Below are 26,033 nucleotides of genomic sequence, written 5' to 3'. Positions count from 1 at the left end.
CATGAATGTAAAAGACCTGCTGGATTCCTTACGGGAGAAGGATGTCAGCTTAGCAATAAATGAAAAAGGAAACCTGGATATAAAGTTCCCAAAAGGAGTAGTGACAGGTGATATTTTAACGCTTATTAAGAGTAGTAAACAGGAGATAGTAGATTACCTGTTGGATGCAAAAGCAGGGAATGAGAATATTCCTCCGGTACCTGTGGCGGATTCCTATCCTTTATCCTCCGGGCAGTTGAGGTTATGGTTATTAGAAGAAATCAATAATGGATTTACTGCTTACAATATTCCGAAGGTTATTGAAATAAACACAGATTTTGACCTGGATTTTGCAGAAAGAGCATTCCTGTATCTCATAGGCAGACATGAAATATTAAGAACCGTTTTCAAAACGGAACCTACCCGTGGTGTAAGGCAGTATGTACTGGCCACTGAGGACGTGGATTTCAGGATCGTTTATCATGACCTTTCAGACAGCCATCATGCAGTAACAGCGGCGCATCAAATCATTGCGGCAGACAAGGCATTGCCGATTGCATTGGATAAAGGCCCCTTGTTCAGGGTAGCGGTTTTTAAATTAGGGGAAAAACGCTACCTGCTGTATTGCAATATGCACCATATTATCAGTGATGGTTGGTCGGTCAATATCTTTTCAGGGGAATTCAATGCGATCTATGCAGCATTGGCAGCAGGTAAAGAAATTGCTATGCCCCCGCTGGATATCCAATATAAAGACTTTGCCGTATGGCAACAGCAACAGTTATTATCCGGCTCACTGGACCGGCATCGTACATATTGGTTATCTCATTTTAGTGGCGAGCTACCATTATTTGAGTTGCCTGTGGCTGGTAAGAGACCGGCGGTATTCACCCATCGTGGTGAAGTGTTACAATCATTTATCGGGAGCAGGGAAGTCAGTGCATTCAAACAGCTATGTTACCAACAGCAGGCGACTTTATTTATGGGATTGCTGGGTGTATTGCATGTACTATTATACCGGTATACCGGGCAGGGAGATCTGATCATTGGTACCCCGGTAGCTGGCAGGGATCATGCTAACCTGCAGGAGCAGATTGGTTTATATGTAAATACTTTAGGGCTTCGTATTAAAATAGATGGAGTTGATAATTTTGGCAGCATCCTTCAGCAAATCAGGCAGGTAACCCTGAACAGCTACGAACATCAGTTGTATCCATTTGACCAGTTGTTGGATGATCTTCATATTCAGCGTGACCTGAGCCGCTCCCCTTTGTTTGATATTATGTTCGTACTACATAATGAGCGGGATAATAATTATGTGACTCCTTCCACAATAGCAAATGCCATCTGTTATGGTGGCGATTGTGCAGTAAAATTTGATCTGAACTTCGACTTTACAGAAGTGGGAAACGCACTGTTTATGCGCCTTGCCTATAACAGTGATATTTATTCCCGTTCTTCCATGGAGACACTGGTGCAGCATTTTATGGGGCTGTTTTGCCTGGTGATAGAAAATATTCATCAGCCTGTTCGCAGCCTGTCTTTTCTGACAAATGCTGAAATTGATTTTTTGCACAGGGTGAATAAAAATACAGTGGCCTATCCTGTTGATAAAACACTTGTCATGCTTTTCAGGGAACAGGTGAAGCAAAGTCCTTCCTTCCCTGCCTTGTTTTATGATGAACATTATTTAACCTACCAGGAGCTGGATGCTGGTAGTGAGCGTATAGCTGCTCATTTGTTGAAAGAGGGGGTTACACCACAGCAATTAATTCCTGTGGTGATGGACAGATGCCCGGAGATGCTGATCGCTATATTAGGCATATTGAAAGCCGGTGGGGTATATGTGCCTATGGATCCTGCTAACGGGGTTGGCAGGATCAGCTTTGTCCTGGAAGAGACGAATGCTGCTATCGTTCTTACCAGTGGTAAAGACATGCTTCCACTGCAGCCAGGAAGAAAGATTTTCGATGTGACACAGTTGCTCACAGAGCCGATCGACCTGTTATTTGAAACGCCGCCTGCTAACGACCAACATTTAACCTGCGTGATATATACCTCGGGATCTACAGGAAATCCGAAGGGCGTACTACTAAAAGAGACAAGTATCCTCAACAGGTTATACTGGATGTGGAATACTTATCCTTACCGGGAAGGAGAGCGGAGCGCCTGGAAAACTTCAGGCAGCTTTGCAGATCATATCTGTGAAGTGTTTGGTCCCCTTTTAAAAGGTATTCCCAGCGTCTTATTCAGAAAAGAAGAGGTAATCGATATTTCGTTTGTTGAAAAGCTATCCGCTAAACAGATCACACGGATTGTACTGGTGCCATCATTGCTCAGACTTTTGCTTGAAACAATAAAAGACAGGAAGGAACAAACTCCCTTGCCGGATTATTGGGTATCCAGTGGAGAACCTTTACCATTAGAGCTGGTCACCTCTTTTAAAACACTACTGCCGGGTAGTACCCTGTTAAATATTTATGGTTCTACAGAAGTAACGGCAGATGTTACCTTTTTCGATACACGGGAAGACATAGCACAGTTTGGCAGGAGTGTGCCTATCGGCAAGCCTTTGTACAACTTCCAGGTGTATATACTGGATGCTGCTTTACAGCCGGTGCCACCAGGTTATCCCGGTGAAATTTGTGTAAGTGGTATTGGGCTGGCAGCTGGCTATTTTGCCCATGAACAGCTGACAAAAGAAAAATTTATTCCACATCCTTTTATCCCCGGACAGTTATTATTTCGTACAGGGGACCAGGGCCGGTTATTACCGGATGGTAATTTTATCTGTACCGGTCGTATGGATGACCAGCTGAAAATAAGGGGTATCCGTATTGAACCCGGTGAGATTGAGCAGGCATTACGCAGGATACCCGGCATCATGGATGCGGTGGTAATAGCTAATAAAGAACAGGGAACAGAATTGATATTGATTGCTTATATAAAGACCATCAGTCATCTGGATATAAATGCAATAAGAAAGCAATTGTCAGGGTCTCTCGCAGATTATATGATCCCTTCCTATTTTGTACAACTGGAAGTATTTCCGCTTACGGTGACAGGCAAGATCAACAAAAAAGCATTGCCATTGCCGGTAGCAGCAGAAAATATCGGTGACGAGGAAATTGTATTCCCTGTTACCCTGTTGGAAAAAGAGATGGCAGCAATCTGGCAGGAGGTGTTAAAGAAGAAGGTATCCATCGGCATTCATCATGATTTCTTTAGCCTGGGTGGGCATAGCCTTAACCTTATGCAGATCAGTAATGCTTATAGCAGGAAGTTGGGTGTGACTCTTTCTATGCAGGATCTGTTCCGTTTTACGACCATCGCAGACCAGGCTGCGCTCATTACAGGCATGCCCGCGTCTCCCTGGTCCAGGATTATGCCGGTGGCGACAGCAGCTCATTATCCTGTGTCAGATGGACAAAGAAGGATGTGGGTAATGGATAAAATGGGAGACTTGAAAGGTGCCTATAACCTCGGTAGTTATTTTGTGCTGGATGAAAGTATACAGCCTGCAATGCTGGAAGAAGCCATTAATAGTGTGATTGCAAGGCATGAGATACTACGGACCATATTCCGGGAAACGGATGAGGATCAGCTGTCGCAGGTTGTATTACCTGCATCAGCAGTAAAATTTATTCTTGACATCAACGATATTCCTGATGCTGAAGCAGCAGCTTCCCATTTAAGAAATGTAACCCTGTTGCCCTTTGATACCAGTACCTGGCCGTTGCTGAGAGGTGGATTAGTGAGATCAGGTAACGCCGTCACTGCATGGTTTTGTATGCATCATATTATTAGTGATGGATGGTCTGTAGAAATATTGAAGAAGGAGATCATGCATTATTATTCATTACTGGTAAGGGGGGAAAGGAGAGAAGAGCTGCCGCTAGCCATACAATATAAAGATTATACTTACTGGCTACAGGAACGACTGAACAGTGAAGCAGCAAAAAGTACCAGGCAATTCTGGCTGGACCAATTCAGGGAGGAAATTCCTGTATTAACCCTTCCCTTTTCGCATCAGCGGCCTGTTGTGAAGACTTTCAATGGGAAAGGGCTGGCGATCCAGGTACCAGCAGATGCCTGCGCTCTTTTGAGCGAAAGATGCCAGGCAGCAGGTGTAACGATCTTTGTAGGGCTTATTTCGGTTTTCAGGGTATTGCTTTACCGGTATTCCGGGCAGGCAGAGATCGTGATAGGTACACCTGTGGCAGGCAGAGATCATGCAGAGCTGGAAGACCAGGTAGGTTTTTATGTCAATACCCTCGCTTTGCAGTTGCCCTTCAAGGGCGGAGATAGTTTTCATGAGCTGCTTGCGCATGCCAAAACATATATTTCACAGGCATTCTCTCATCAGTGGTATCCTTTCGATCGTTTGGTAGATGAAATAAAAATACCGCGCGATGTGAGCCGTTCCCCATTATTTGATGTGCTATTTGTATTGCACAATGAGCAGGAAAATATAAATGGTATTACAAAGAGCGATCTGGGACAAATGCCTGTTAAATTTGATCTGCAGCTGGATGCTTTTCAAGCAGCAGATGGGAGCCTGTCCCTTAAATTAGGCTATAATACTGACCTCTTTGATGAACGAAGGATGACGGGGTTGTTACAACATTTCAGCCAGTTGCTGCGGGTATTATCTGCTACACCTGGCACCCCGGTTGACAAGGTGGATTATCTGTTGCCAGGGGAGCGGACAAACATACTATCCGGCTTTAACCAGTCAGCGGTACTTTATCCGGAAGGTCGTACCCTGGTTTCTCTTTTTTATGAACAGGCAGCACGCAGGGGAGACGAAATCGCACTTTATTTTAAAGACCGTGCATTCACCTGGAAAGAGCTGGAAGAATGGTCTTCCCGCCTCGCCAATTTTTTACTGGAAGAATATGATATTAAAAAGGGAGCGCTGATTCCAGTGAACCTTCATAGGAGTGAATGGCTGGTGATATCCATATTGGCTGTTATCAAAACAGGATGTGCTTATGTGCCGGTCGGGGCAGATTATCCTCCTGAGCGGATCACATGGATAAAGGAAGATTGTGGGGCAGAAGTAATTGTGAATAGCGCATTGATTGATACGTTTAGAAAACAGGCGAACAATTGGCAGCCCACATTAGATGATTTCCAGGTTGCGGCACATGACCTTGCCTATGTCATCTATACATCCGGTTCTACCGGTATGCCCAAGGGCTGTATGCTTGAACATGGCAGTGTAGTGAACAGGATAGAGTGGATGTACAGGCATTATGGATTCAATAGCAAAGACAGGATACTTCAAAAAACGACTTTTACTTTCGATGTATCAGTATGGGAAATATTTCTGCCATTGTGCTGGGGTACCGGTATGGTATTGTGCGAAGAGGAGGATGTGTATGCACCCGGGCGAATCGTCGACCTTATCAGCCGGCATCAAATCACCTGTTTACATTTTGTACCAGGTATGTTACAGGCTTTTATGACTACTCTATTTGATGAGGCGGATAACCTGGATATACTTAGCCGGCTCAGAATGGTGGTCACCAGTGGTGAGGCGCTGAGTCCATCTACCGTGGATACCTGGTATAAGCGGTTACAGGTGCCCATTGCCAATCTTTATGGCCCTACGGAAGCAGCGGTGGACGTCACCTATTACGATACGAGACCTGGGGACGCTATCATCCCTATTGGCAGACCTGTAGCAAATACAAGCATATATATACTGGATGATCATTTGCAGCCGGTACCTGTAGGCGTGCATGGAGAGATCTTCATCGGGGGGGTACAGGTAGCCCGGGGGTATCTGAACCGTGAAGAGCTGACCGCACGTAGTTTCCTACCGGGTATATTTGAACATCGCCTGTACAGAACCGGGGATATCGGGCGGTGGCAGGATGATGGAAATATCATCTATGCAGGGAGAAGAGATAACCAGGTAAAAATAAGAGGATATAGAATAGAGGTGGGAGAAGTGGAATATGCCCTTCACCAGCAACAGGAAATCAGCGCAGCTGTTGTATTGGCCGGTGAAGATAATACTGGCGGCAAATGCTTGAAGGCCTATTATTCCGGCGATATTACGCCAGCAATCATCCGCGAAAGGTTAGTACAAAGGTTGCCGGATTTTATGGTACCACAGTATTTTATTCATGTGGCTGTATTTCCAATGACCGGCAGTGGAAAAATAGACCGCCGTGCGTTAGCTGCCTTAACGGAAAACAATCATGAAGTAATAGCAGCACACCGGTTACCTGTCTCAGATAAAGAGGCTATGCTGGTGGAATTATATGAACAATTATTTGGTAAAAAGGGGATCGGTACGAATGAAAACTTCTTTTTGGCTGGGGGGAACTCCCTAAAAGCAATCTGGCTGGTGAACCAGTTGAAGAAAAAAGGGTACCAGCTGGCGGTAACGGATGTGCTGAAATACCCTGTCATTCATAGTTTGGCGCCCAGGCTGGGAATTGTGGAAACAGCTGAAACGATATTGCCTGTAGTGTCAGACGCTGTACAATTTCCGTTGTCTTACAACCAGCAGATATACTGGAACGGAAAAGAGTTTGTGCATGCAGTGGGAACCTTTTATATTCAACAGCCGTTTACTGATGAGCAAACGATCATCCATATTTACCGGCAATTGCTATCTGACAATAGCATGTTACGAATGAAATTTGATTGTATCAATGGCCAGGTATACCAGTTTTTATTACCCCTGCCAGCAGCGCCGGCTATCACATTCATCCGGCAGGATGAAATAGACCTGGATGATCCGGCAGTGAGTACTGTCAGAGACAATATGATCAATGTTCCCTTTGCATTGGAGAAAGGAGAGGTGATCAGGTGTGCGGTACTTTATGACAGGCAGGACGCTATTATTTTCATGGCTATCCATCATATTGTAACAGATCATTTTTCCAATAAATTACTGAAGAGTGCATTCCTTGGAAATGTTACACCTTCCACTGCTACATACCTTGAATTTATTTCATTGCAACAAACCTACCTCGCATCTGCTGTTGCGAAAGAAAAGAAACTGGCATGGGAAAGACAGATGGCCTTTCTGATGCCCAAGATAGCACTTGCAGCGCCACCTGCTACCGCCGGCAGATTACATTACCAATATCGTATTGATACGCTCTCCGCATACAACAGGGAGCATGGATATTTTATGAGCAGCCTGTTGCTGGCAGCGTGTTTTATAAATGACTGGCTTGGGCATCCAGCCTCCGTGTACAGGTTGGCAAAAGTGACCATAGGTGGCATCACGACGCCAGTGCCAGGCTTTGATGCATCCCGGGTGGCAGGTGTATATGTGAATAGTGTGGCAGTGGTGGGCGAGTGCAGGGAGGAACATACGATTGCCGGGGTAATAGAACAGGTGCAACATAATTACCTGGAAGGAAGAGTCTTCGAACAGGTTCCTATGGAGTACCTGCGCGAGGCATCAGATCCTGACGACTATTATTTTGCTTCTTTCAGTCACCTGGAGATGGATGGAGCATGCCCCGAAACAAAAGACAGCATGCCCGGTTTATCGCTGGGACAGTTTAAATATAGTTATTACCTGCGCTGTATGGAATACCAGGATGGAATCATATTGGAATGGAAGATTGCCCGGATTGAAGATGTCGCATATTGCGACAGGATGAAAGCGGTATTATCAGCTATTATAGAATCACCCCAAATGAAATTGAACGAACTATCCAAAATATTAAGTGTATGATCCTGAAAAAAGAGTATGCGGGAAAATATGTCCTGTTTTCGTTTTTAAGCATATTGGCCGCTGGTGGTAATATGGGTATTGTATACCTGATCAACCGGGTAGTAGAAGGTTATTTTAATAATGCGCTGGGGATACCCCGGGAATATCTTTTCTTATTTGCAATAGCGTTGTTGCTGTTTTTTATATGCAGGACAATAGCAGCAAGGGGTATCATACGTTTTACCCAGCAGGTACTTCGGAAAACCAGGATGGAAATGCTGGAAATGGTGATCCGCTCAGGCCATAGTCAGGTGATTAAATACAAGGCGAAAATCTTCAGTGCCCTGACCCGGGATGCGGATAATGTGGTGATGGCATCGGCTAACATTGTAGATATTTTTACAAATAGCATCGTGATCTTTATTTGCTTTATTTATATGGGTTTGCTTTCCTGGAAGCTATTATGTGGTATGCTGATCGTGCTGTGTTTTACACTCGGTATTTATTTCTATAGTGAAAGGAAAGCCCGCAAGCTATTTGTCGCCGCTATGGGATATTATGATGTATTTGTAAGAAATATAAATGAGATCCTGGCTGGTTTTAAGGAGATATCAATGGAAAGAGGCAAGGGGGTAGAGATCATGGAAAAGCATGTAAGGCCGGCTATTCACCAGAACTCGGATATGAACCAGCGGGCACAGTTACGGTTTCTTACCAATCGTATTATCGGGCAATTGGCATTTTACTTTTTTATTGGCACCTTACTCCTGTTCCTGGGTATATGGCTGGGGGTCGATAAGAGTATTGTGGTTCGGTTTATATTTCTTATTCTATACATCTGGAGCCCGATTGAAACGGTTGTATTGTTAATACCCAACCTTTCTCAGGCAAGGATTTCCATGCAGCGCATCAATGACCTGGAAGCCAACATCCGTACATTCGAAACGGAAGCGCCCCGGCAGAATATATACCTGGGTTTTTCAGAGATTGTGATGAGCAACATAGTTTATCATTATGGGCAGGACGAAAATAATGCGGATGAAACGCCATTTGGAATAGGTCCTATCAACTTCCGTTTATTGCCGGGTGAAATCATATTTATTTCCGGTGGTAATGGAAGCGGGAAAACAACTTTTATGAATATTCTCATCGGATTGTGTATTCCATCCGGAGGTGAAATTTACGCTGATGAACAACTCATTCGCCCTACATCCCTACAGGATTATCATTCCCTGTTTGCAATTGTATTTAATGATTTTCATCTATTTGAAGAATTATATGGGGTCGCTGAAAAAGATCCGGTAATGGTGAAGCAGTTGCTACAGCTCATGGACCTGGAACATAAGGTTTCTTTTAACGAAGGAAAATTCTCCACCATTCATTTATCTGCCGGACAGAGAAAGCGGTTAGCGTTGATATGTGCGGTATTGGAAAGGAAACCCGTATTGGTGCTGGACGAGTTTGCAGCGGACCAGGACCCTCATTTTAAACGAAAATTCTATACAGAAGTATTACCATTCCTGAAAGAGAACGCCATTACGGTAATCGCCATTACCCACGATGATCAGTACTATTATTGTGCGGATAAGCTGTATAAGATGGAAGAAGGTCAATTGTCTATTATAAACCCAACACATAATTTTCAAACTACTGCAATAGGATTATGATGAAGCCTCAATTATTTTTATTACACTTTGCAGGTGGAAGCAGGTATTCCTTTGATTTTCTCAGAGAAGAGCTGACTGGATTTGAGTTAACCCCGGTAGAACTTCCAGGAAGAGGTAAAAGGGTGAATGATTTACTGATCAGGGATCTGGATGCTGCTGCGGAAGATATTTTTAAGCAGATCATGCATAGCCTGCATAATTACCGGTTTTACATTTATGGTCATAGTATGGGTGCTTACCTGGCACTAAAGGTCACTTCCATGCTGGAGCAGAAGGGGCATCGCCCGCAATTGGTGATAGTATCCGGGAATGCGGGGCCCGGCGTACACTTTGGTAAGATGCGACATTTACTGGATGATGAAGGTTTCAGGGAAGAGTTAAAGATATTAGGTGGGATTCCGGAAGAGGTGCTGGAAAATGAGGAGCTATATGCGTATTACGAGCCAATTCTGCGGGCTGATTTTGAAGTGGTGGAAGGATGCAGTGCGGAAAAGTTCCCGAAAGTAAGTGCACCATTACTGGCGATGATGGGGGAGGAGGAAGAAGGCGTGGAGCAGCTGGATAACTGGCATCAGTTTACCACAGGATCTTTTGAAACAGCTACATTTCCCGGAGGGCATTTCTTTATCTTTTCGAATGCAGCTGCGCTGGGGGAAATGATTATTAAACATATAACCTCATAAAAATAAAATATGAATATCATTGGTATCTCTGCATTTTTCCATGATGCTGCCTGTTGTTTGATAAAAGACGGGGTATTGACAGCAGCTGCAGAAGAAGAACGTTTTTCCCGTATTAAGGCAGATCCTGCTCTGCCCAGGCAAGCGTTTAAATATTGCCTGGAACAGGGGGGAATCACGCTGGCAGATGTGGATTGTATAGCTTATTATGAAGACCCGCAAAAGAAATTAGCGAGACAGTTATGGAGTGGCATATTGAAGAATGACGAAGGATGGTTACAGCGTATTAATCCTAATATGGTGGATGAACAGATCAGGTCAAAGCTGGGCTTTAACGGTCCTGTAAAATACTATGATCATCACTTGTCTCATGGTGCCAGTAGTTTTTACTTTTCCGGTTTTGAGCAGGCAGCCGTATTAACGGTGGATGGAGTGGGAGAATGGGCGACTACCACCTATGCAACCGGATCAGGGAATAAGCTGGATATTTTTGAGCAGGTAGAGTTCCCCGATTCAATAGGGTTATTATACAGCACTATTACCAGTTTCCTTGGCTTTGGGGTGAATGATGGAGAATACAAGGTGATGGGGCTGGCGCCATATGGAAAGCCATCATATGTCAATGAAATCCGCAAGCTGATACAGGAAACTGAGAATGGGCAATTTCGTTTGGATATGCAATACTTTGATTTCATATCAGGTAACAGGATGTATTCAGATGCGCTGAGCGGACTATTTGGCATGCCTCCAAGGGGAGAAGACCGGGAGATGGAACAGGTGCATATGGATATAGCCCGTAGTATGCAGCAGGTGCTGGAAGAGGTACTGGTAGCGAAAGCCAGTTACCTGTATGAAAAGACGGGGATGGAAAACCTTTGTATGGCAGGTGGCGTGGCATTGAATTGTGTGGCGAATGGAAAAGTACTGCGGAATACGCCTTTTAAAAACCTGTTTGTACAGCCAGCTGCGAATGATGCAGGAGGAGCCATAGGCGCTGCTGCGCTGGCACATGTGGAGTTGATAGGAAGCCGGCCCCAAAAGGAAAGGCAGCAGCATGTTTACCTGGGTCCAGCCTATTCATCCGGGGAAGTGCAGCAATTGCTGGAAGCGACTTCTATCCGTTATACGGCTTTTCCCCGCACAGGTGCATTACTGGAAGCAACAGCTGCCAGGCTAAATGAGGGGAAAGTAATAGGATGGTTCCAGGGACGGATGGAATTTGGCCCCCGGTCACTGGGCGCGAGATCCATCCTGGCTGACCCCAGGAGCCCGGTCATGCGGGATCGTATTAATGCCATGGTAAAAAAGCGCGAAGGATTTCGCCCCTTTGCCCCAGCAGTACTTGACAAACGTGCTGGTGAACATTTTGACTTGGATCATGCTTCGCCATTTATGCTTGAAACCTGCCAGGTCATCTCTGCACTGGACCTTCCTGCCATTACCCATGTAGATGGATCAGCGCGGGTACAGACCGTACACCGGGATACCAATGAGCGGTTTTATGAATTATTGCGGGCATTCGACAGGTTGACGGGGTGTCCGATCCTGTTGAATACATCCTTCAATATAAAAGGAGAACCGATTGTTTGTACACCCGAAGATGCCCTGAGATGTTTTATTACCACGGATATAGATTGTTTAATACTGGGTGATTACATCATAGACAGGGAAGAAAATAATTTCGACCTGTTGAAGCTACTCTTATTACACGATGTGGTAAGACAAAGTGGTATCACCCATGAAGTATATACATTTGTTTGATCTCCTATAATTATTTGTATGTCATACAGACCTTCAGAAACATTGAAACCCCTGGCCAATACACTGGCTGAGCTTTTAAGCAGCCATAATAAGGATAATACAGCTATTGCAAATGCGCTGGAACAGTTTACCCTGGATGAAGTGATAAAGCCGTGTGTGGAGGCCCCCGAAATAGCGCTTTCTCCCGGAGGGCAGATAGGCATCTGGAAACAGGTGGAGCAGGATGGAAAGACCCTTTACAGGAGGGATGTAAAAAAACAGCTGGAATGGGGCCTGTGGGCAAATGTACATGAGATACCTCCGAAAAGTAGTAAAATGCGGGTACTGTTATTTGGAGAATCAGCAGCGAGGACGGTGTTTTATGATCCGGGATATAATCTTTCCATGGAAATAGCTCATATCCTTGGGGCAGATGTGGAAATAATCGACCTGGCAAGAACCAGTATGTTGTTACGTGACCTGGTGCCACTGATGCAATCATCGGTAGCGTTGGAACCAGATGCCGTCATCATATTTGCAGGGAATAACTGGGTATTCCAGCTGCATGAGCAGGAATATGATTACCAGCAGTTGCTCGATATTTGTGATGCGGAAGGTTTGCCTGGTATGAAGTCATTTATGGAAGAAGAGATGAAGAAGATAGTAATGTCAACCCTCGGCGAAATAGAGCACACATTTACAGACCGGCAGGTACCGGTACTTTTTATCATCCCTGAGTTCAATTTGCTGGACTGGAAAAGTAATGAGCTGGAGCAGATATTGCCTGTCCTGCCTGGCACAAGGGGGCAGGAGTGGCTGGATGCCCGGTCAGCCGCAAAAAGCATTCACCCGGAAGAAGACCTTGAAGGATTTGGAGCGGCAGCAAACAAAATGACAGAGGCAGATCCATCCAATCCATATGGATTTGAGCTGCTGGCAGAATATTACATGCGTACAGGTAACCTGGAAGGTGCAAGGAGATGTCTTGAAATAGCCAGAGATGCTATTTTATTTAACCGTAGCAGTAAGAGTATGCCACGGAGACTGAAAGTGATCAGGGAAACGATTCTTGATGCGGCGGAAGACCATGGGATCCGTACCCTGGATATGGAAAATATATTTAAAACAAGGTATGCGGGTCAGTTACCCGGTCGGCAGTTATTTCTGGACAATTGTCACCTGACGATTGAAGGAGTCAGGTTAATAGCCAGGTATGCATCAGCATCGATATCGGAAATTCTGACAGGTGAAAAATGTGAAGTGGAAACACTGGTTGCATCTCCATTAGTGCCCGGCAATGAGATCCTGGCGCATGCACATTTCGGGGCTGCTATTTATAATACGCACTATGGGCAATCCAGGGAGATTATTGAATATCATTGTAACCAGGCATATATGCTGTTTCCCGGCATCAGCAATATCATGAGGAAATATATTGACTTTGCAACAAGGATGGCCAGTACGTTGTTGTGCAAATCATTTGAAGAACTGATCACAGGAGAGGATCTGAAGCAATATATGGGAGGGTATACATTGCGTCATCCCAGGAATACGAAGTTGATGGATATTACTTTGATTGATGCTATTGCCAGTATCCTGAAGAAAGATGGGATAGATATTGACCAGGAGGTGAACCTGCTTCGAATGAAGGAGCATGCGGTACAGGACCGGCCGGTAGATCTATTAGCATCTTATTATTGCCAACGCTCTTATCATAATTTCTTTGTAAAGAATAAGCCATTCTTTTTTGAGTCCCGTCAAAAGGAATCTACCTTTTACTTTGTAAGCAATGGAGAAGATGATCTCATCTTCGATTTTGTTTACAGGGCAATGACTGATGAGGTGAAGATAACGCTCAACGACCAACCAACGCCTGTAGCCAGTGTAGCTGCTACGGGCCAGTGGACGCCTGTGCGGTTTGTGGTGAGGAAGGAGTTGTTGCAGGCAGGATTGAATGAATTAAAGATCACGTGGCCATATGTTTCACAGCCGCTGACAGTGAATGGGGCATTGACGGCAGAGTCATTCCTGACGGCATTATTTCCTGTGATCGGGGAGGTGAGCCGGTTGACGGTGATGAGTGGGGAATAGGTATTTATTACATGAATTTATATAATGGCGGCTATTTTAGTCGCCATTATTATTTGGTGAAAATTACCACGAAATAATTGCTTATATTAATAGCATAACCCCATATTTTTATGGCACATGAAAATAGAAATACCGATGGTGGGCGGACTTCTTCTATGGCGGTAGCAAATAGCCACCGTTCCTCAGGAATATCTCAGCCTGCAGCCGATTCATTTCAAAAAACAGCATTAGATAAAGAAAATGAAATGGAGCCATTCTCCATACCTGATGTAAATGGAAAGGCTCCGTTTCAATTGAAACCCGTTATAAAGCCGGGCGGCGCTGAAGATAGGATGCAGGCGCCTATGTACTTCCCTGTACTGCAACGAAAACCCATGTCTAAAACGACCATTTTTGAGGATCAGGTAAAATGGATCGTCGTTCAGGGCATAGCCAGGATATATTCAGGTAAAGGAAATGTGGGTAGTGAGGCAGGTAAAAAATTAGCTGAAAAGCTTAAAGATTGTGGTCTGATCGATATCGATAAATTGAAAGATGCATATAAACTTGTTGGAGAGGTGCAGATACAGTTATTGCGAGACGAAAAAGACGGCTTGCTGGCAGAGATTACGCAGGATGCGCTTAATGAAAATAACCTGATACTGGAGGCGGCTACAGCAGCGGAGGTGTCAAAGGCTAAATGGGAGTTGTACAAAACATCTATTGATAAATTGGACCACAAGGCCACTGGCCTGAAAGGGGAAGCGCAACATGATAGCAAGAAAAAGGTTCAGACGGCCATCGAATGGGAGCCAATAGCGCACGGGCAAGGGAAAGGCGTTACCGCCACAGTACTCGCATCCGATCATCCGCTTGGATCTGTATCCGACAATAAAGCGATCAATAAAAGTGTTAAAACCCTAAGTTCGGCAGCTGGCAACCAGGACTACATTGCGGGCCATTTATTGAACCATAAACTTGGAGGACCTGGTAATGATGCCAGGAACCTGACCGCTATTCCAGGTGATGTAAACAGTGAGATGGCGAATAAGGTGGAAGATAACGTGGTGGAGTGGGTCAACAAGGAACATCAGATCGTATATTATAAAACGGAAGTGGATTATGACAATGATGCAGGCAAGGATTACGCATCTATGCTCAAAATTACATTCGGCAGTTATAAAGAGTCGACTGATTTTTCGAATCCTGACCCTGACAATGACCTGGAGAATAAGCACACTTTTGAATTACCTATTAATAAACCATCCGAATATTTAGCATCTAATTTCGGGTATATCCGGGATGATAATGTCGTATCTCCTGGCTATAAAGATTCAAGTGGTAAAGCATATCCCTGGGGTGGCGTAAATAAGGTAAACACGTCAGCCAAGCTTAAATTTGATAAGGAAAAAGATGTTGTGCTGAATACAGAAGCACATATAAAAATTGAATTCATTGCTGCGGCTATTTATTCTTTGCCTATCAGCAAACTGCAAAAGCAGGTTGAAGAGATTACAAAGGAAAAAACAGAAGCTGGTAAGCAACTGGAATTATTGACAGGTAAGAATAAAGAGCTTGTAGAAGAACAACGAAAACTGAGTGTGCTTAAATTCCAGCTGGATTCTCTCCAGTCTCAATATGACATCGAAGTAGAAGAACTGGAAAGAGCAGAAGCCTATTCTGAATCGCTGGAGAAGGAAAAAATTGAAATGCATGAAAGGATTGTTAAGTTGGAGGAGACAATTGATAGTCAGAATGATTTGGCAGGTAAACTGACGGAACAGCTGGAGGAATACAAATACAAAGCCAGGCAACGGGCAGAAAACCTGGGGTTTGAACTTGGCTTTTTTGATGGATTGAATGGACAGGAGGCCAAGTCGGAGGAGTGGATTATTAATAGAAGAGTATCTCTGGGCAGTGCCGCACCATTTAAAAACGGGTATAGCAGGGGGCTTGAAACAGGGAAGTTAGCGAGAGAAGGAGATGAGGAAAATAAACGGCTTAAAGAGAGAATCAAATCCCTGGAAGAAAAAAATAAGGTGATGGCCGAGGAATTGGAGCGATTAAGGCCGAAGGAGCAAGCCCCTGAAGGTGAATCAAAGGCCCTGCATGTGCTGTCTGACAACATTGAATCTACCAATGATATTCCATCGCTTGTAGATGAAGAGCAGGAGAAGGAGCGGGATGTAGATGAAGAGGAAATAGTATCATCATCGGAAAAGACAGCGAACCTGGACTGGAATCCTGGCCAGATAGCGGATAGTGACAATAAGGTGGCAGATGAAAAGGAGCAGCTGATTAAGGAACTATTTTTGCCTGCCAGGGATTGGATTGTGAGCCGTAAGGACCAGGATTTTAATAAATTATTACAGGAGCAGGATTTGATAAAATATGTAGGCCTGGCGATAATGATCCATCTGGAAATAATCAGTCCCAGTGAGGCTTATAAGGCTTATCCCAATGTCAAAAAATACAATGATGTGTTTACCAAAACGAAGGAATGCGAAAAATACTATAATCAATTCAAAAAAGAATTCAGGGTAAAATGAAAATAGAAAAACATGGTTCATGTTGTGGTCATTTATAAAATGAGAACGCAAGTAATGACCTCATCCTGAATCGGGCACATGGTGCGTACGCGCATACAGTTGCATTTTATCCAATATCCCGGTTTGCATGCTGGTTCTAATCCTCTTAATCTGCTCTTCTACTAAATACGCTTTATCAAAAAGCGCAACATTGGATGTTTCCGGACTATATATTACCATTTACTTTTTCTTCTTATTATTCTGTTCTTAATGCTTTTATTGGGTTCATCAACGCCGCACGGAAAGACAGCACACTCACTGTAAGCAATGCCGTCACTATCGCCAATACCCCGGCCAGTGCCGGCATCCACCATTGTATAGCTACCTGGTATGCATAACCCGCCAGCCATTGCTGCATCGTCCACCATACTAAAGGTGTGGCAATTACAATAGCAATCATCACCAGTTTGACAAAGTCCGAAGACAATAATGTCACAATACTCATGGATGAAGCCCCTAATGCTTTGCGTACGCCAATTTCTTTTACTCTTTGCTCTGTAGCATAAGTGGCCAGTCCAAATAATCCAAGGCAGGCAATGAATATTGTCAGGATGGCAAAAGCTGCAAATAACTCGCCGAAGCGGGCATCCTGCTGGTATTGTTCGTTAAATGATTCGTCCAGGAATGAATATAAAAATGGATGGTCCGGTACCGTTGTATTCCATGTTTGTTCCAGTTCATGAATGGTCTTTGTCATGTTATCGGTTTTCACCCGGAGTGAGATTTTGTTGAATGTATAAAATGACGCAATTCTGATCACCAGTGGTTCTACCTGTTTGTGGAGGGAGATGTAATTGAAGTCTTTTACGACACCTACCACCGTGCCTGTACGTCCCCAATGTTCAAAGCGCTTCCCGATTATTTTAGCCGGATCAGCATATCCGAATTGCTTGACAGCAGCTTCATTTATGATGAGTGATTGTACCGTATCTGCCGGAAATGCTCTGGAATAGGCCCTACCAGCAGCCATCTTTATTTCATAAGTTGGAATGAAGTCGAAATCAACTTCATATAAGGCAGGTGTCTCCATTTTCATGTCACCCGTAGTGGATTCAATAAAGGTGGTGCCATTTGGAAAGAAATCGCCGGGTACTGCTCTCGATGCAGATACACTGGTGACGGCACTGTTGCTGGCCAGTATGGCTTTGATGGTTTCAATAGACATATTCACACTATAGTCTCCACCATAATCAATTACCAGCATCTGGTCCTGCCTGTACCCAAGGGAATGTTGCCTGAGATGTTTCAATTGGGAATACACGATCATGGTACCTGCTATCAATCCTACGGAGAGACTGAACTGCACAATTACGAGGGTCTTTCTCAGTACAATACCTTTACCTGATGAGCGGAATTGCCCTTTCAGTACTTCTACCGGTCTGAAACTGGAAAGTACCCATGCAGGGTAACTGCCAGCCAGTAATCCCAGTACGAAAGGTAACACGATGAGGGCAGGTAGTATCCGCCACGATAACAGCGCCGCGTAAGTAATGGGTTTACCCGCTATTTCACGCATGAATGGCAGCAACAGCAGCGCAAGTATGATTGCTATGATCACCGCCATCAGGGATATCAATGTGGCTTCTGTGAGGAATTGGTATATCAATCCATTCTGGTGGGCACCTACTGCTTTTCTGACACCTACTTCCCTGGCCCGTTCCATGGAACGGGCAGTGGAGAGATTGACAAAGTTAATACAGGCAATCAGCAGGATGAATATGCCCACAATGGAAAAGATGTAAATATTGGACATGCTGCCGGTGGCACCAGGTTGCCGTTTGGCACTGGAATGCAGGTAGGCCGACTGCAAAGGTTCAAATGCAATGGTGTAATTATCTAAATCATTTTTTGCAAAATACTTATTGACAAATGAAGGAATGCGCGCTTCCAGATTGTGGATGTTGGTCTGTGGTGGAATAAGGAAGTAAGTATAGAAATCAATGTATCCCCATTGGTTAAATATCTCCGGCCGCCATTTCATAAAGGTGCTCATGGAGATCAGCGCATTAAAACTTAGATGTGTATTCGGCGGCAAATCTTCCATGACACCGGTCACCAGTAATGTTTCCTTATGATCTGCCAATAATGATTGGCCTACGGCATCCCGGTCACCAAAGTATTTTCTGGCTACACTTTTGGTGAGCACGATACTGTAAGGGGCTACTAAGGCTGTTTTGGGATTACCCGACAGCATTTTCCAGCTGAATATGTCGAAGGTGGTGGAATCTGCCATTACAATTCCCTTTTCCTGAAACCGCATCCCGTTGTGTTCCAGTAATAAGGTATTAGGACTGGTGAAGCGTGTCACCTTTTTTATTTCCGGGAAGTATTCCTGCAGGGCAGGGGCGACGGGGGCGTTTCCCCATACCTGGTATTCGGCTGGCGCAGGTGCTTTCGTGATGTCATGATCTTTCACATTCCGGTATGCATGCAGTACCCTGTAAATTTCGTTGTAATGAACGTTATACTTGTCGTACGATAATTCATCTGATACGTACAGGGCAATCATGATGCAGCAGGTGATACCTACGGCAAGGCCAATGATGTTGATAGCAGAATAGGCTTTCTTTCTCTGTAGACTTCTCCAGGCGATCTTAAGGTGATTTTTTAGCATAATCGGGATGGGCCATTGATGGCGGGGTGGGAGGTGCAAAAAAGCTGCCATTTAAAGGGATGTAGTGCCATGGCGGGTATGGTGGTTTCAATATGTTCAAATACGTACGTTATGCTGACCGATAATGGACAGTCGGTTTTGCATTGTAAAGAGAAAGAAATTTTGAAAAAATAAAAAAATCATTACTTTTGCATCCCTGTGATTTTCACAGGATACCGGTTTTCGGGACGTAGCGCAGCCCGGTAGCGCGCTTGCATGGGGTGCAAGAGGTCGCTAGTTCGAATCTAGTCGTCCCGACTATTAAAAGCAAAACCCGTTCTTTGAGCGGGTTTTGCTTTTAATTTATAATATACATTGTTTGTAAATTACTCATAATCAACTCTAACAAGTTCGATCCCTTTAACCAAATAGCGTAGGAAAATAATTGAATCAACAGTAATAGTAACTTCCCATTTTAATTATACCCTGTATTGGTCCATTATATAAATCACATGCCCTAAAATGTTTCCATTTTATGCCCCGGTCATTTAGAAGAAACTCTTAGGAGTGGTCCCGACGAATTCAGATTGTTCAAGAATTGACACTTATTGACCGTTACAGAACAATTGAAATTAATGAAACAAATGAGGCAGATTAGTTTGTTCAAATCCTCAATATTTATACAGCACTATTGGAAAAAGCTGGCATTTTTAAATATGAAAGTCAGACTTGTTCGGTCTGGTGCTTGCGGAAAGAGATATTTTAATCAATTAAAATACTATTTTACTTAATTTACATTAATTAATGTAATATAATATATATATATCAATTGATATTAAGAGCTTGTTTCTTTTTGTTTTTTCTGGTTTTAATTTTTTGTCCGGTTGTTCATTCTCAATCTAAATTGGAGCTTGTAGAACAGCTCCTGAGGAAATCTGATGCAAGTAATATGGAGTCGGTTTTTAACGGAGTTAAGGCAATTATTGATCAGACACCTTATACGGATGCTATTTATTATGAGGATTCGTTGCTACATATAGCGGCTGAGCTACCGCATTATCCCCAGGCTTTTGGTTGGATGTATGAGCTAACAAAAATCACATATAATCGTTCGGGACATGAAGATAATCTTTTCCTTTACCTGTTGTCAATAGCTACTGATCCCGCATTTGACAAACCGGAAATAAAGGAGAAGATCCTTTACGAAATAGGGGCTTCGTATTATCAACTTGGTGATTTTGAAAAAGCTCAGGTCACAATGGAAAAGCACCTTGAAGCATATAATGGCCCTGTTAACAGAGATTTGATTAATTGTTTGACTATGTTGGGTCTTATTGCTCAGCGGCGGCAAAAATATGATGATGCTTCCCTTTTTCTTCACCAGGCGCTTGCCGCTGCTATCAGCTCAAAAGACAGTGCCTGGATCGGCCTATCCAACGGTAATATCGGTTCACTTTATCTGGAAATGGGAAAAATAGCAGAAGCCATACCTCTCCTCTACTTTGATATGCATCTATGTCTGAAAGATTCCCTTTTTGAAGGTGCAGCCAACGATTACTTTGATCTCTCTGGTGTAGCCTTGCAACAGAAGCGTTTTGTCCGCGCCAAAATATTGCTTGATAGTGGTCTGTATTTGTTGCGCCTGGATAATCGGCCTTTTAGAAAATCCTGGATCAGAATCTACAAGAATCTATCAAATTACTTTAATGCTGTTGGTAAACCAGATAGCGCCTATCACTACCTCTTACTTGCCCAGGATATAGATGACAGTCTGCAGAATAATAAAAGTGAATCCTTACTTAAAATGAGGGTCAATGAATTTTCGCAGGAGAAAGAGGAGCAGGATGCCTTACTTATCAAAGCAAGTATTGCAAGTAGTCAGCAAAACTTCCGGTTTGCTATTACTGCAATTGTAGGTATGATAGTGGTAACCCTGTTTGCATTTATTTATATCTCTCAGAAAAAGCGAATCAACAGTATGCTATCTGAAAAAGCCCGCCTTGTAGAGGTAGAAAAAATAGCCGAAGAAAAATTGCGAAAAAAAGAAGAAGAGGCCAACAGGGCCAAAGATAAACTTTTCTCTCTTATCGCTCATGATCTTAGGGGGCCAATCAGTAGTTTGGGAATGATCCTGGCTGTTTTGGAAGAAGGGTATATGGATATTGACGAATTCAAAAGCTTTATTCCCAAATTGAAAGACCGGGTAGATAATCTTTATCAGGTAACTGATAATTTGCTGATGTGGGCTCATTCTCAACTTGATGGAAATGTTACTAAAAAGGAAGTTGTCATTTTAGATAAGGTGGTTAATAATATTTTTAATCTGCTAGCCAGCGATGCTCTGAAAAAAGAAATTGTGTTAGAAAAGCAGATGCAGGATGATCTAAAAATTATAGCTGATGCTAATCAGTTGGAAATAGTGATCCGAAACCTGGTGAGTAATGCGCTTAAATTCTGTCCTTCGGGTTCCATAGTATTCGTAAAATGTTTCAAAGAGAATGATCAGGTGTTTATCAATGTTTGTGATAATGGTCCGGGGCTGCCTGATGACGTAATTAAAAATATGGAAATGGGCGCTTTCTCGCAGCCTTCAATAGGTACAGGAGGGGAAAAGGGAACTGGGCTGGGACTGGTGATGTGTAAAGACTTTATTGAAGCAAACGGTGGACAATTGACAGCTTATCCTAATAGTCCTCACGGGACAGTTTTTTCTATCAGTTTTTATTGAATAGCATTTATTTAATACCCGCTCTTGTATTAGAGTATGTTTAAAAACTGATTCTCGTTATTTTAGAAGTATACTAATGAATGCTACCTGGATGAAAGCAACAGACGATTCAGGCAGGCTTTCATGATCTTTCGAGTCACCATTTTCAACGAAAAAAACTTCCTGCCACCGTTTTGTCCAATGCGAGCACATATAGATCAACAAGATCGTCGAAATGCACACATTCGACCATATATTCTCACATTTCCCGATATAACTGGCGGTACCGATTTTTATGGCTTCCCTGATCAACCACGGCACCTGTATGCTATCCCTTTTTATACCATTGCACCAGCCGTATATAGTCGTATTGCACAACACAACCGAACGTATTCCACTATTTGCCGAGTCACGTACAAGCTGATCGATTACAGCACGGTTGACGCCGTGGCCCCCGTCTCCGTCTTCATCCGCCAACGGTTCCGGGGTTTGCTCACCACTGAGATGTTATGCGTATGCCCGGATCGTGGTGAACAAGACTAAGTGTGAGCTGGGATGAAACAGCAAATCAATCCCTCTGATTGGAATGAGGCGAAGGGATGTGCTAAGAGTAAATCGGATGAGTTAAGGCGGTTTAACAGCTATTTGGAAGAGGTAAGGGCTAAGTTAGTCCGGCATTACCAGCAATTAAGATTGGGAGATGAGGGAATAAATGCGGATATGGTGAAGCAGGCATTTTTAAATTACGATAAGCCTGTAGAACAGCATTCTTTGATGTGGCTCATAGGCCATCACAATGAAATTATGAAAACAGTCCTGGTTCCCGGGACTATGAAAAACTATCGCACTACTGAGAGCTATTTACAGCTGTTTATTAAAAAACATTATGGTACAAATGATGTGTTGCTTAGGAAGCTTGCTTTTGAGTTTATTACTGGTTTTGAGCATTATGTTAGGACCCAGCCATTGAAGGAGCATGATCAATGCACAAATAATGGGACTATGAAGCATATGGAGCGCCTGAAGAAAATAATGAAATAGGCGAAGGATAATGAATGGGTAGATAAAAACCCGTTTGAATTATACAAGCTGAAATTTAAGCATAAAGAGCGCGATTTTCTCAGCTTGGAAGAGCTGAAGGCTATAGAGAATAAAGAATTTGAAAATGAGATGCTAAAGCAGGTAAAAGAGCTGTTTCTTTTCAGTTGTTACACAGGATTGGCATTTGCGGATTTATTGAGTTTAAAGCCGGAGAATATATTTACTGCTAATGATGGAATGAAATGGATTAAGACATCCAGAGCAAAAACAGGTACACCTGTATACGTACCATTACTCAAACAGGCAATATCGATATTGAATATATACAATCAAGACGCGGAGTATATTTTCCCAAGCACCACCAATCAAAATATCAATAGAGGTCTTAAAATAATCAGTGAAATCTGTGAGATAAAAAAGCACCTGACGTTTCACCTTGCGAGGCATACGTTTGCAACTACTATAACGCTAATGAATGGAGTGCCTATAGAGTCAATCAGTAAGATGTTAGGTCATACGAAGCTGAGTACGACCATGATTTATGCGAAGGTAACGCAGAGTAAAGTAGCAATGGATATGGCGATGTTACAGCAGAAAATGAACGAGAATGAATAGAATCTGAGTTATATTACGACCTACATTTGTATAGTCATGAAAAAAGACAAGTAAAGTATCCTTATATATTAAATGAAACGACTGCCAGATTTGACTTTGAGAGTACGGGGCCAAATGGTACAATAAAAAAACGGTCGTTTATACAAAATTGAAAAGTTGCAGCCGTTTGAATCTGACAAGAACTATGGAGCATTTTGGGTTACCAGAAAAAAAGTTTAATTTTGATTAAAAGGAAGAAATTATGTCTACAAAAATTTCACAATTTCTTGAAAAAAGGGGAAAGTTAATAGTTGGTAAATCGAGCATTCCGGATGATGCAGTGCGCAATAGCCCTTTTATAATAAAAAAGATAGAGCAGGCTAAGCGCAGATTGAAGGAACATCCATTTCCAATTGAACTGTTAAAAGCAAAATACGCGAGCTGAACAAAATTAGTGTTGCTCTTAAAAGTACTTTCTCCATTAATCAACATATTAATTATTCCTGGAGAAGTGAAACTGACTTTGATATTGTACTAAATTTATATCACGATGAAGGAGAAAAAGCCGAATGTAATATTAAAGATATTCAACAAAAATGGCGGTGAAAGTGAGTTCGTTAAAATAATTACAGAGGACAATGAAGACAATTATTCAGCTCAACTTAAAGGCCTTTCTGAAGATGAAAAGGGGTTAATTATTTTCAAAGAAGACGATGACAACTGGGTCTTAATTACAAAAAGACGCATAAGGTCCGCCTCAAAAGGAGTAGGATATGAGATTTTCCTCGAGGATTTGGAAGAGGTGGAGCATTGCCGTGAAAGTCTTGAAGCTTATCGGCATAAATTTATTTTAACTAATAAGGATAATAACAAGCATATACTATATTTTGATGAAATAAATGCCTTTATGACTATGACGCAGGTTATCTTCTTCCTTGCACGGTGATAATCCTCCGCAGTTGCTTAAGGCGCTGGTGTCATAATATTTGGTCTAGGAGATCATAGCCAATAAAATCATAACTGTCTATTGGGGTTAACAAACAATCGGTTTCTGGCTCAATAACAACAGTCAGGAGATTAAATCTTTTAATATCTTTTTTTTCAGCACATGGTCTAATGTTCTATAGAACCCCGTTTCATGGTATCCATCAATGACTATTTCTTTCCAGTCTTCTTCACTTGTTCGATCAGTCTCAACTAAAACTTCATTAATGCTGGTGTCAATCGAAACGAGTTCAGTTAATTGTGTGAGCTTGCTCCATTCGATATAGTTGTTCCATGCAAGAATGTCGGCACCATTTTCATTATTGAATTTTGCTCGGGCGGTATAAAAGAATATCATCAGTTAAATTGGCTAATGTTTTCGCAAAGTAAATGCTATTCTGCGCTTCCTAACTGACTTGTCATTAAACGCTCTTCGCCTTTTGCAAGCGCATCTAATTTGATTATACATTATTTGTTATAAGTTATTCTATCATTTTCCTTGGGTATTAAAGCAACCTCATATTTGAAGTTCCATTCCTTGATACTTTCCAAGATAGGTAAAAAGGCTAACCCCTTTTCAGACAACCGGTAATCCACCCTTGGCGGCAGTTCCTTATAGGCTATTCTAATTAGCAGCCCATCTTCTTCCAGCTCCTTAAGTTGTTCGGTCAGTACTTTTCTTGAAATATGCGGAATAATGGAATCCATCTGACCAAAACGCACGGTACGGGTACCGATCACATTGATGATGATCGGTTTCCATTTATTCCCGATTGTACCAATTGCCCTTGTAAAGGAGCAGTTTGAAGCGCAAAATCTCTCGTCTCTCATGATTTAAATTTTGTAGTTACCTGACAGTAACCAGATTCAATTCTAATAGTTACAAATATAAACTATCAATGGTAGCTTTGTGAAACAATTAAAGAATAAATAAAATGAGCAGATTAAAAAATAAGGTAGCAGTGATTACAGGCGGTAATAGCGGCATTGGTTTGGGCATTGCGTTGGAATTTAAGAAGGAAGGTGCAATGGGAGTTATTGTCGGCAGAAATCAAGAAACGTTGGACAACGCAGCGGCAAAACTGGGAAGTGGTTTTATCGCTATTAACGCCGATGTGACCAAACTGGCTGACCTAGAGAAAGTGTTTACAACAACCGCTGAAAAATTCGGCAAGATAGATGTCGTCGTTGCCAATGCGGGTGCCGGAGCAGTAGGAACTGTAGCGACTTTTGATGAAGAAGCGTTCGACCAGGCTATTGATATAAACCTGAAAAGTGTCTACTTCACAATCCAAAAAGCACTGCCCTACATGAATGATGGTGGTTCGATCATTTTAATCGGATCTAATGCGGCCCATCGGGCCTATGCGAATTTTACACTGTATGGCGCCGCAAAAGCGGCAGTGATATATTTGGCCAAAGGTTTCTCCAGCGACCTTTTGGATAGGAAGATTCGAGCAAATATAATCACACCGGGCACCACGGATACCCCGGCATTTGACAAGTTTGTTCCCGCAGACCAAATGGAAGCGGTAAAAAAACACTTTGCCGATCAAATGCCAATCGGCAGGATTGGACAACCATCTGATATCGGTAAAACAGCCGTTTTTTTAGCCTCTGATGATTCTTCGTTTATGCTAGGTGCCGAACTCTTGGTGGATGGCGGCATGACCTATTTATCTAAATAATTTAAAATTCTC

At 42.9% G+C, this 26,033-nt stretch carries 15 protein-coding genes and 1 tRNA gene; 13 read left to right on the top strand and 3 right to left on the bottom strand.

Features of this window, described 5'->3' with window-relative positions:
- Position 1: 1 nt before the first annotated feature.
- From QQL36_RS28085 to QQL36_RS28060, 6 genes are all read left to right on the top strand, one after another.
- Positions 2-7,690, top strand: coding sequence for a non-ribosomal peptide synthetase (locus QQL36_RS28085; protein WP_321567540.1), 7,689 nt, complete (start codon positions 2-4; stop codon positions 7,688-7,690).
- Entirely contained in the window at positions 7,687-9,336 is a 1,650-nt protein-coding gene (locus tag QQL36_RS28080; protein WP_321567539.1) for a cyclic peptide export ABC transporter, read from the top strand. Before QQL36_RS28085 ends, QQL36_RS28080 begins: the two co-directional genes overlap by 4 nt.
- Positions 9,333-10,019 (top strand): thioesterase II family protein, encoded by a 687-nt coding sequence (locus tag QQL36_RS28075; RefSeq protein ID WP_321567538.1) that lies wholly within the window; start codon positions 9,333-9,335, stop codon positions 10,017-10,019. Before QQL36_RS28080 ends, QQL36_RS28075 begins: the two co-directional genes overlap by 4 nt.
- A gap of 9 nt (positions 10,020-10,028) precedes the next feature.
- The gene (locus QQL36_RS28070) at positions 10,029-11,777 is read left to right on the top strand and encodes a carbamoyltransferase (protein ID WP_321567537.1); all 1,749 of its coding nucleotides are present in this window, start codon (positions 10,029-10,031) and stop codon (positions 11,775-11,777) included.
- Positions 11,778-11,795: 18 nt separating this feature from the next.
- Positions 11,796-13,847, top strand: a complete 2,052-nt coding sequence (locus QQL36_RS28065; RefSeq protein WP_321567536.1) for a hypothetical protein — start codon at positions 11,796-11,798, stop codon at positions 13,845-13,847.
- A gap of 110 nt (positions 13,848-13,957) precedes the next feature.
- Entirely contained in the window at positions 13,958-16,375 is a 2,418-nt protein-coding gene (locus tag QQL36_RS28060) for a DNA/RNA non-specific endonuclease (protein ID WP_321567535.1), read from the top strand.
- A gap of 235 nt (positions 16,376-16,610) precedes the next feature.
- Here QQL36_RS28060 and QQL36_RS28055 read toward each other — a convergent pair whose 3' ends face one another.
- On the bottom strand, positions 16,611-19,028 hold the full coding sequence (locus tag QQL36_RS28055; RefSeq protein WP_321567534.1) for an ABC transporter permease: 2,418 nt from the start codon (positions 19,026-19,028) through the stop codon (positions 16,611-16,613).
- A gap of 223 nt (positions 19,029-19,251) precedes the next feature.
- On the opposite strand from QQL36_RS28055, the gene QQL36_RS28050 reads away from it, so the two are divergent.
- From QQL36_RS28050 to QQL36_RS28025, 6 genes are all read left to right on the top strand, one after another.
- Positions 19,252-19,325: transfer RNA gene (locus QQL36_RS28050), tRNA-Pro, on the top strand.
- Positions 19,326-19,836: 511 nt separating this feature from the next.
- Positions 19,837-21,735 (top strand): tetratricopeptide repeat-containing sensor histidine kinase, encoded by a 1,899-nt coding sequence (locus QQL36_RS28045; RefSeq protein WP_321567533.1) that lies wholly within the window; start codon positions 19,837-19,839, stop codon positions 21,733-21,735.
- A 534-nt stretch (positions 21,736-22,269) separates the two neighbouring features.
- Positions 22,270-22,755, top strand: a complete 486-nt coding sequence (locus QQL36_RS28040) for a phage integrase SAM-like domain-containing protein (RefSeq protein ID WP_321567532.1) — start codon at positions 22,270-22,272, stop codon at positions 22,753-22,755.
- An 84-nt stretch (positions 22,756-22,839) separates the two neighbouring features.
- Complete coding sequence (locus QQL36_RS28035; RefSeq protein ID WP_083729688.1) at positions 22,840-23,370, top strand: site-specific integrase; 531 nt, start codon at positions 22,840-22,842, stop codon at positions 23,368-23,370.
- A 241-nt stretch (positions 23,371-23,611) separates the two neighbouring features.
- Complete coding sequence (locus tag QQL36_RS28030) at positions 23,612-23,794, top strand: hypothetical protein (RefSeq protein WP_321567531.1); 183 nt, start codon at positions 23,612-23,614, stop codon at positions 23,792-23,794.
- A 105-nt stretch (positions 23,795-23,899) separates the two neighbouring features.
- Positions 23,900-24,295 (top strand): hypothetical protein, encoded by a 396-nt coding sequence (locus QQL36_RS28025; RefSeq protein WP_321567530.1) that lies wholly within the window; start codon positions 23,900-23,902, stop codon positions 24,293-24,295.
- 123 nt (positions 24,296-24,418) lie between these two features.
- Here the strand turns inward: QQL36_RS28025 and QQL36_RS28020 are convergent, their stop codons facing one another.
- Both QQL36_RS28020 and QQL36_RS28015 read right to left on the bottom strand, forming a co-directional pair.
- Positions 24,419-24,691 (bottom strand): hypothetical protein, encoded by a 273-nt coding sequence (locus QQL36_RS28020; RefSeq protein ID WP_321567529.1) that lies wholly within the window; start codon positions 24,689-24,691, stop codon positions 24,419-24,421.
- A 110-nt stretch (positions 24,692-24,801) separates the two neighbouring features.
- Positions 24,802-25,164, bottom strand: a complete 363-nt coding sequence (locus QQL36_RS28015; protein ID WP_321567528.1) for a helix-turn-helix domain-containing protein — start codon at positions 25,162-25,164, stop codon at positions 24,802-24,804.
- 104 nt (positions 25,165-25,268) lie between these two features.
- On the opposite strand from QQL36_RS28015, the gene QQL36_RS28010 reads away from it, so the two are divergent.
- Entirely contained in the window at positions 25,269-26,021 is a 753-nt protein-coding gene (locus QQL36_RS28010) for a glucose 1-dehydrogenase (RefSeq protein WP_083729692.1), read from the top strand.
- Positions 26,022-26,033: the final 12 nt, after the last annotated feature.

It is taken from the genome of Chitinophaga sp. LS1 (assembly GCF_034274695.1).
GTDB lineage: Bacteria > Bacteroidota > Bacteroidia > Chitinophagales > Chitinophagaceae > Chitinophaga.
Note: the sequence above shows the minus strand (reverse complement) of the source record. Positions and strands in the feature narration are given on the sequence as shown.

What these genes read in the sequence shown, in the direction of transcription:
- QQL36_RS28085 (WP_321567540.1), top strand. Translation starts at nt 2, where the DNA reads ATGAATGTAAAAGACCTGCTGGATTCCTTACGGGAGAAGGATGTCAGC.
- QQL36_RS28080 (WP_321567539.1), top strand. Translation starts at nt 7,687, where the DNA reads ATGATCCTGAAAAAAGAGTATGCGGGAAAATATGTCCTGTTTTCGTTT.
- QQL36_RS28075 (WP_321567538.1), top strand. Translation starts at nt 9,333, where the DNA reads ATGATGAAGCCTCAATTATTTTTATTACACTTTGCAGGTGGAAGCAGG.
- QQL36_RS28070 (WP_321567537.1), top strand. Translation starts at nt 10,029, where the DNA reads ATGAATATCATTGGTATCTCTGCATTTTTCCATGATGCTGCCTGTTGT.
- QQL36_RS28065 (WP_321567536.1), top strand. Translation starts at nt 11,796, where the DNA reads ATGTCATACAGACCTTCAGAAACATTGAAACCCCTGGCCAATACACTG.
- QQL36_RS28060 (WP_321567535.1), top strand. Translation starts at nt 13,958, where the DNA reads ATGGCACATGAAAATAGAAATACCGATGGTGGGCGGACTTCTTCTATG.
- QQL36_RS28055 (WP_321567534.1), bottom strand. Translation starts at nt 19,028, where the DNA reads ATGCTAAAAAATCACCTTAAGATCGCCTGGAGAAGTCTACAGAGAAAG.
- QQL36_RS28040 (WP_321567532.1), top strand. Translation starts at nt 22,270, where the DNA reads ATGAAACAGCAAATCAATCCCTCTGATTGGAATGAGGCGAAGGGATGT.
- QQL36_RS28030 (WP_321567531.1), top strand. Translation starts at nt 23,612, where the DNA reads ATGTCTACAAAAATTTCACAATTTCTTGAAAAAAGGGGAAAGTTAATA.
- QQL36_RS28025 (WP_321567530.1), top strand. Translation starts at nt 23,900, where the DNA reads ATGAAGGAGAAAAAGCCGAATGTAATATTAAAGATATTCAACAAAAAT.
- QQL36_RS28020 (WP_321567529.1), bottom strand. Translation starts at nt 24,691, where the DNA reads ATGATATTCTTTTATACCGCCCGAGCAAAATTCAATAATGAAAATGGT.
- QQL36_RS28015 (WP_321567528.1), bottom strand. Translation starts at nt 25,164, where the DNA reads ATGAGAGACGAGAGATTTTGCGCTTCAAACTGCTCCTTTACAAGGGCA.
- QQL36_RS28010 (WP_083729692.1), top strand. Translation starts at nt 25,269, where the DNA reads ATGAGCAGATTAAAAAATAAGGTAGCAGTGATTACAGGCGGTAATAGC.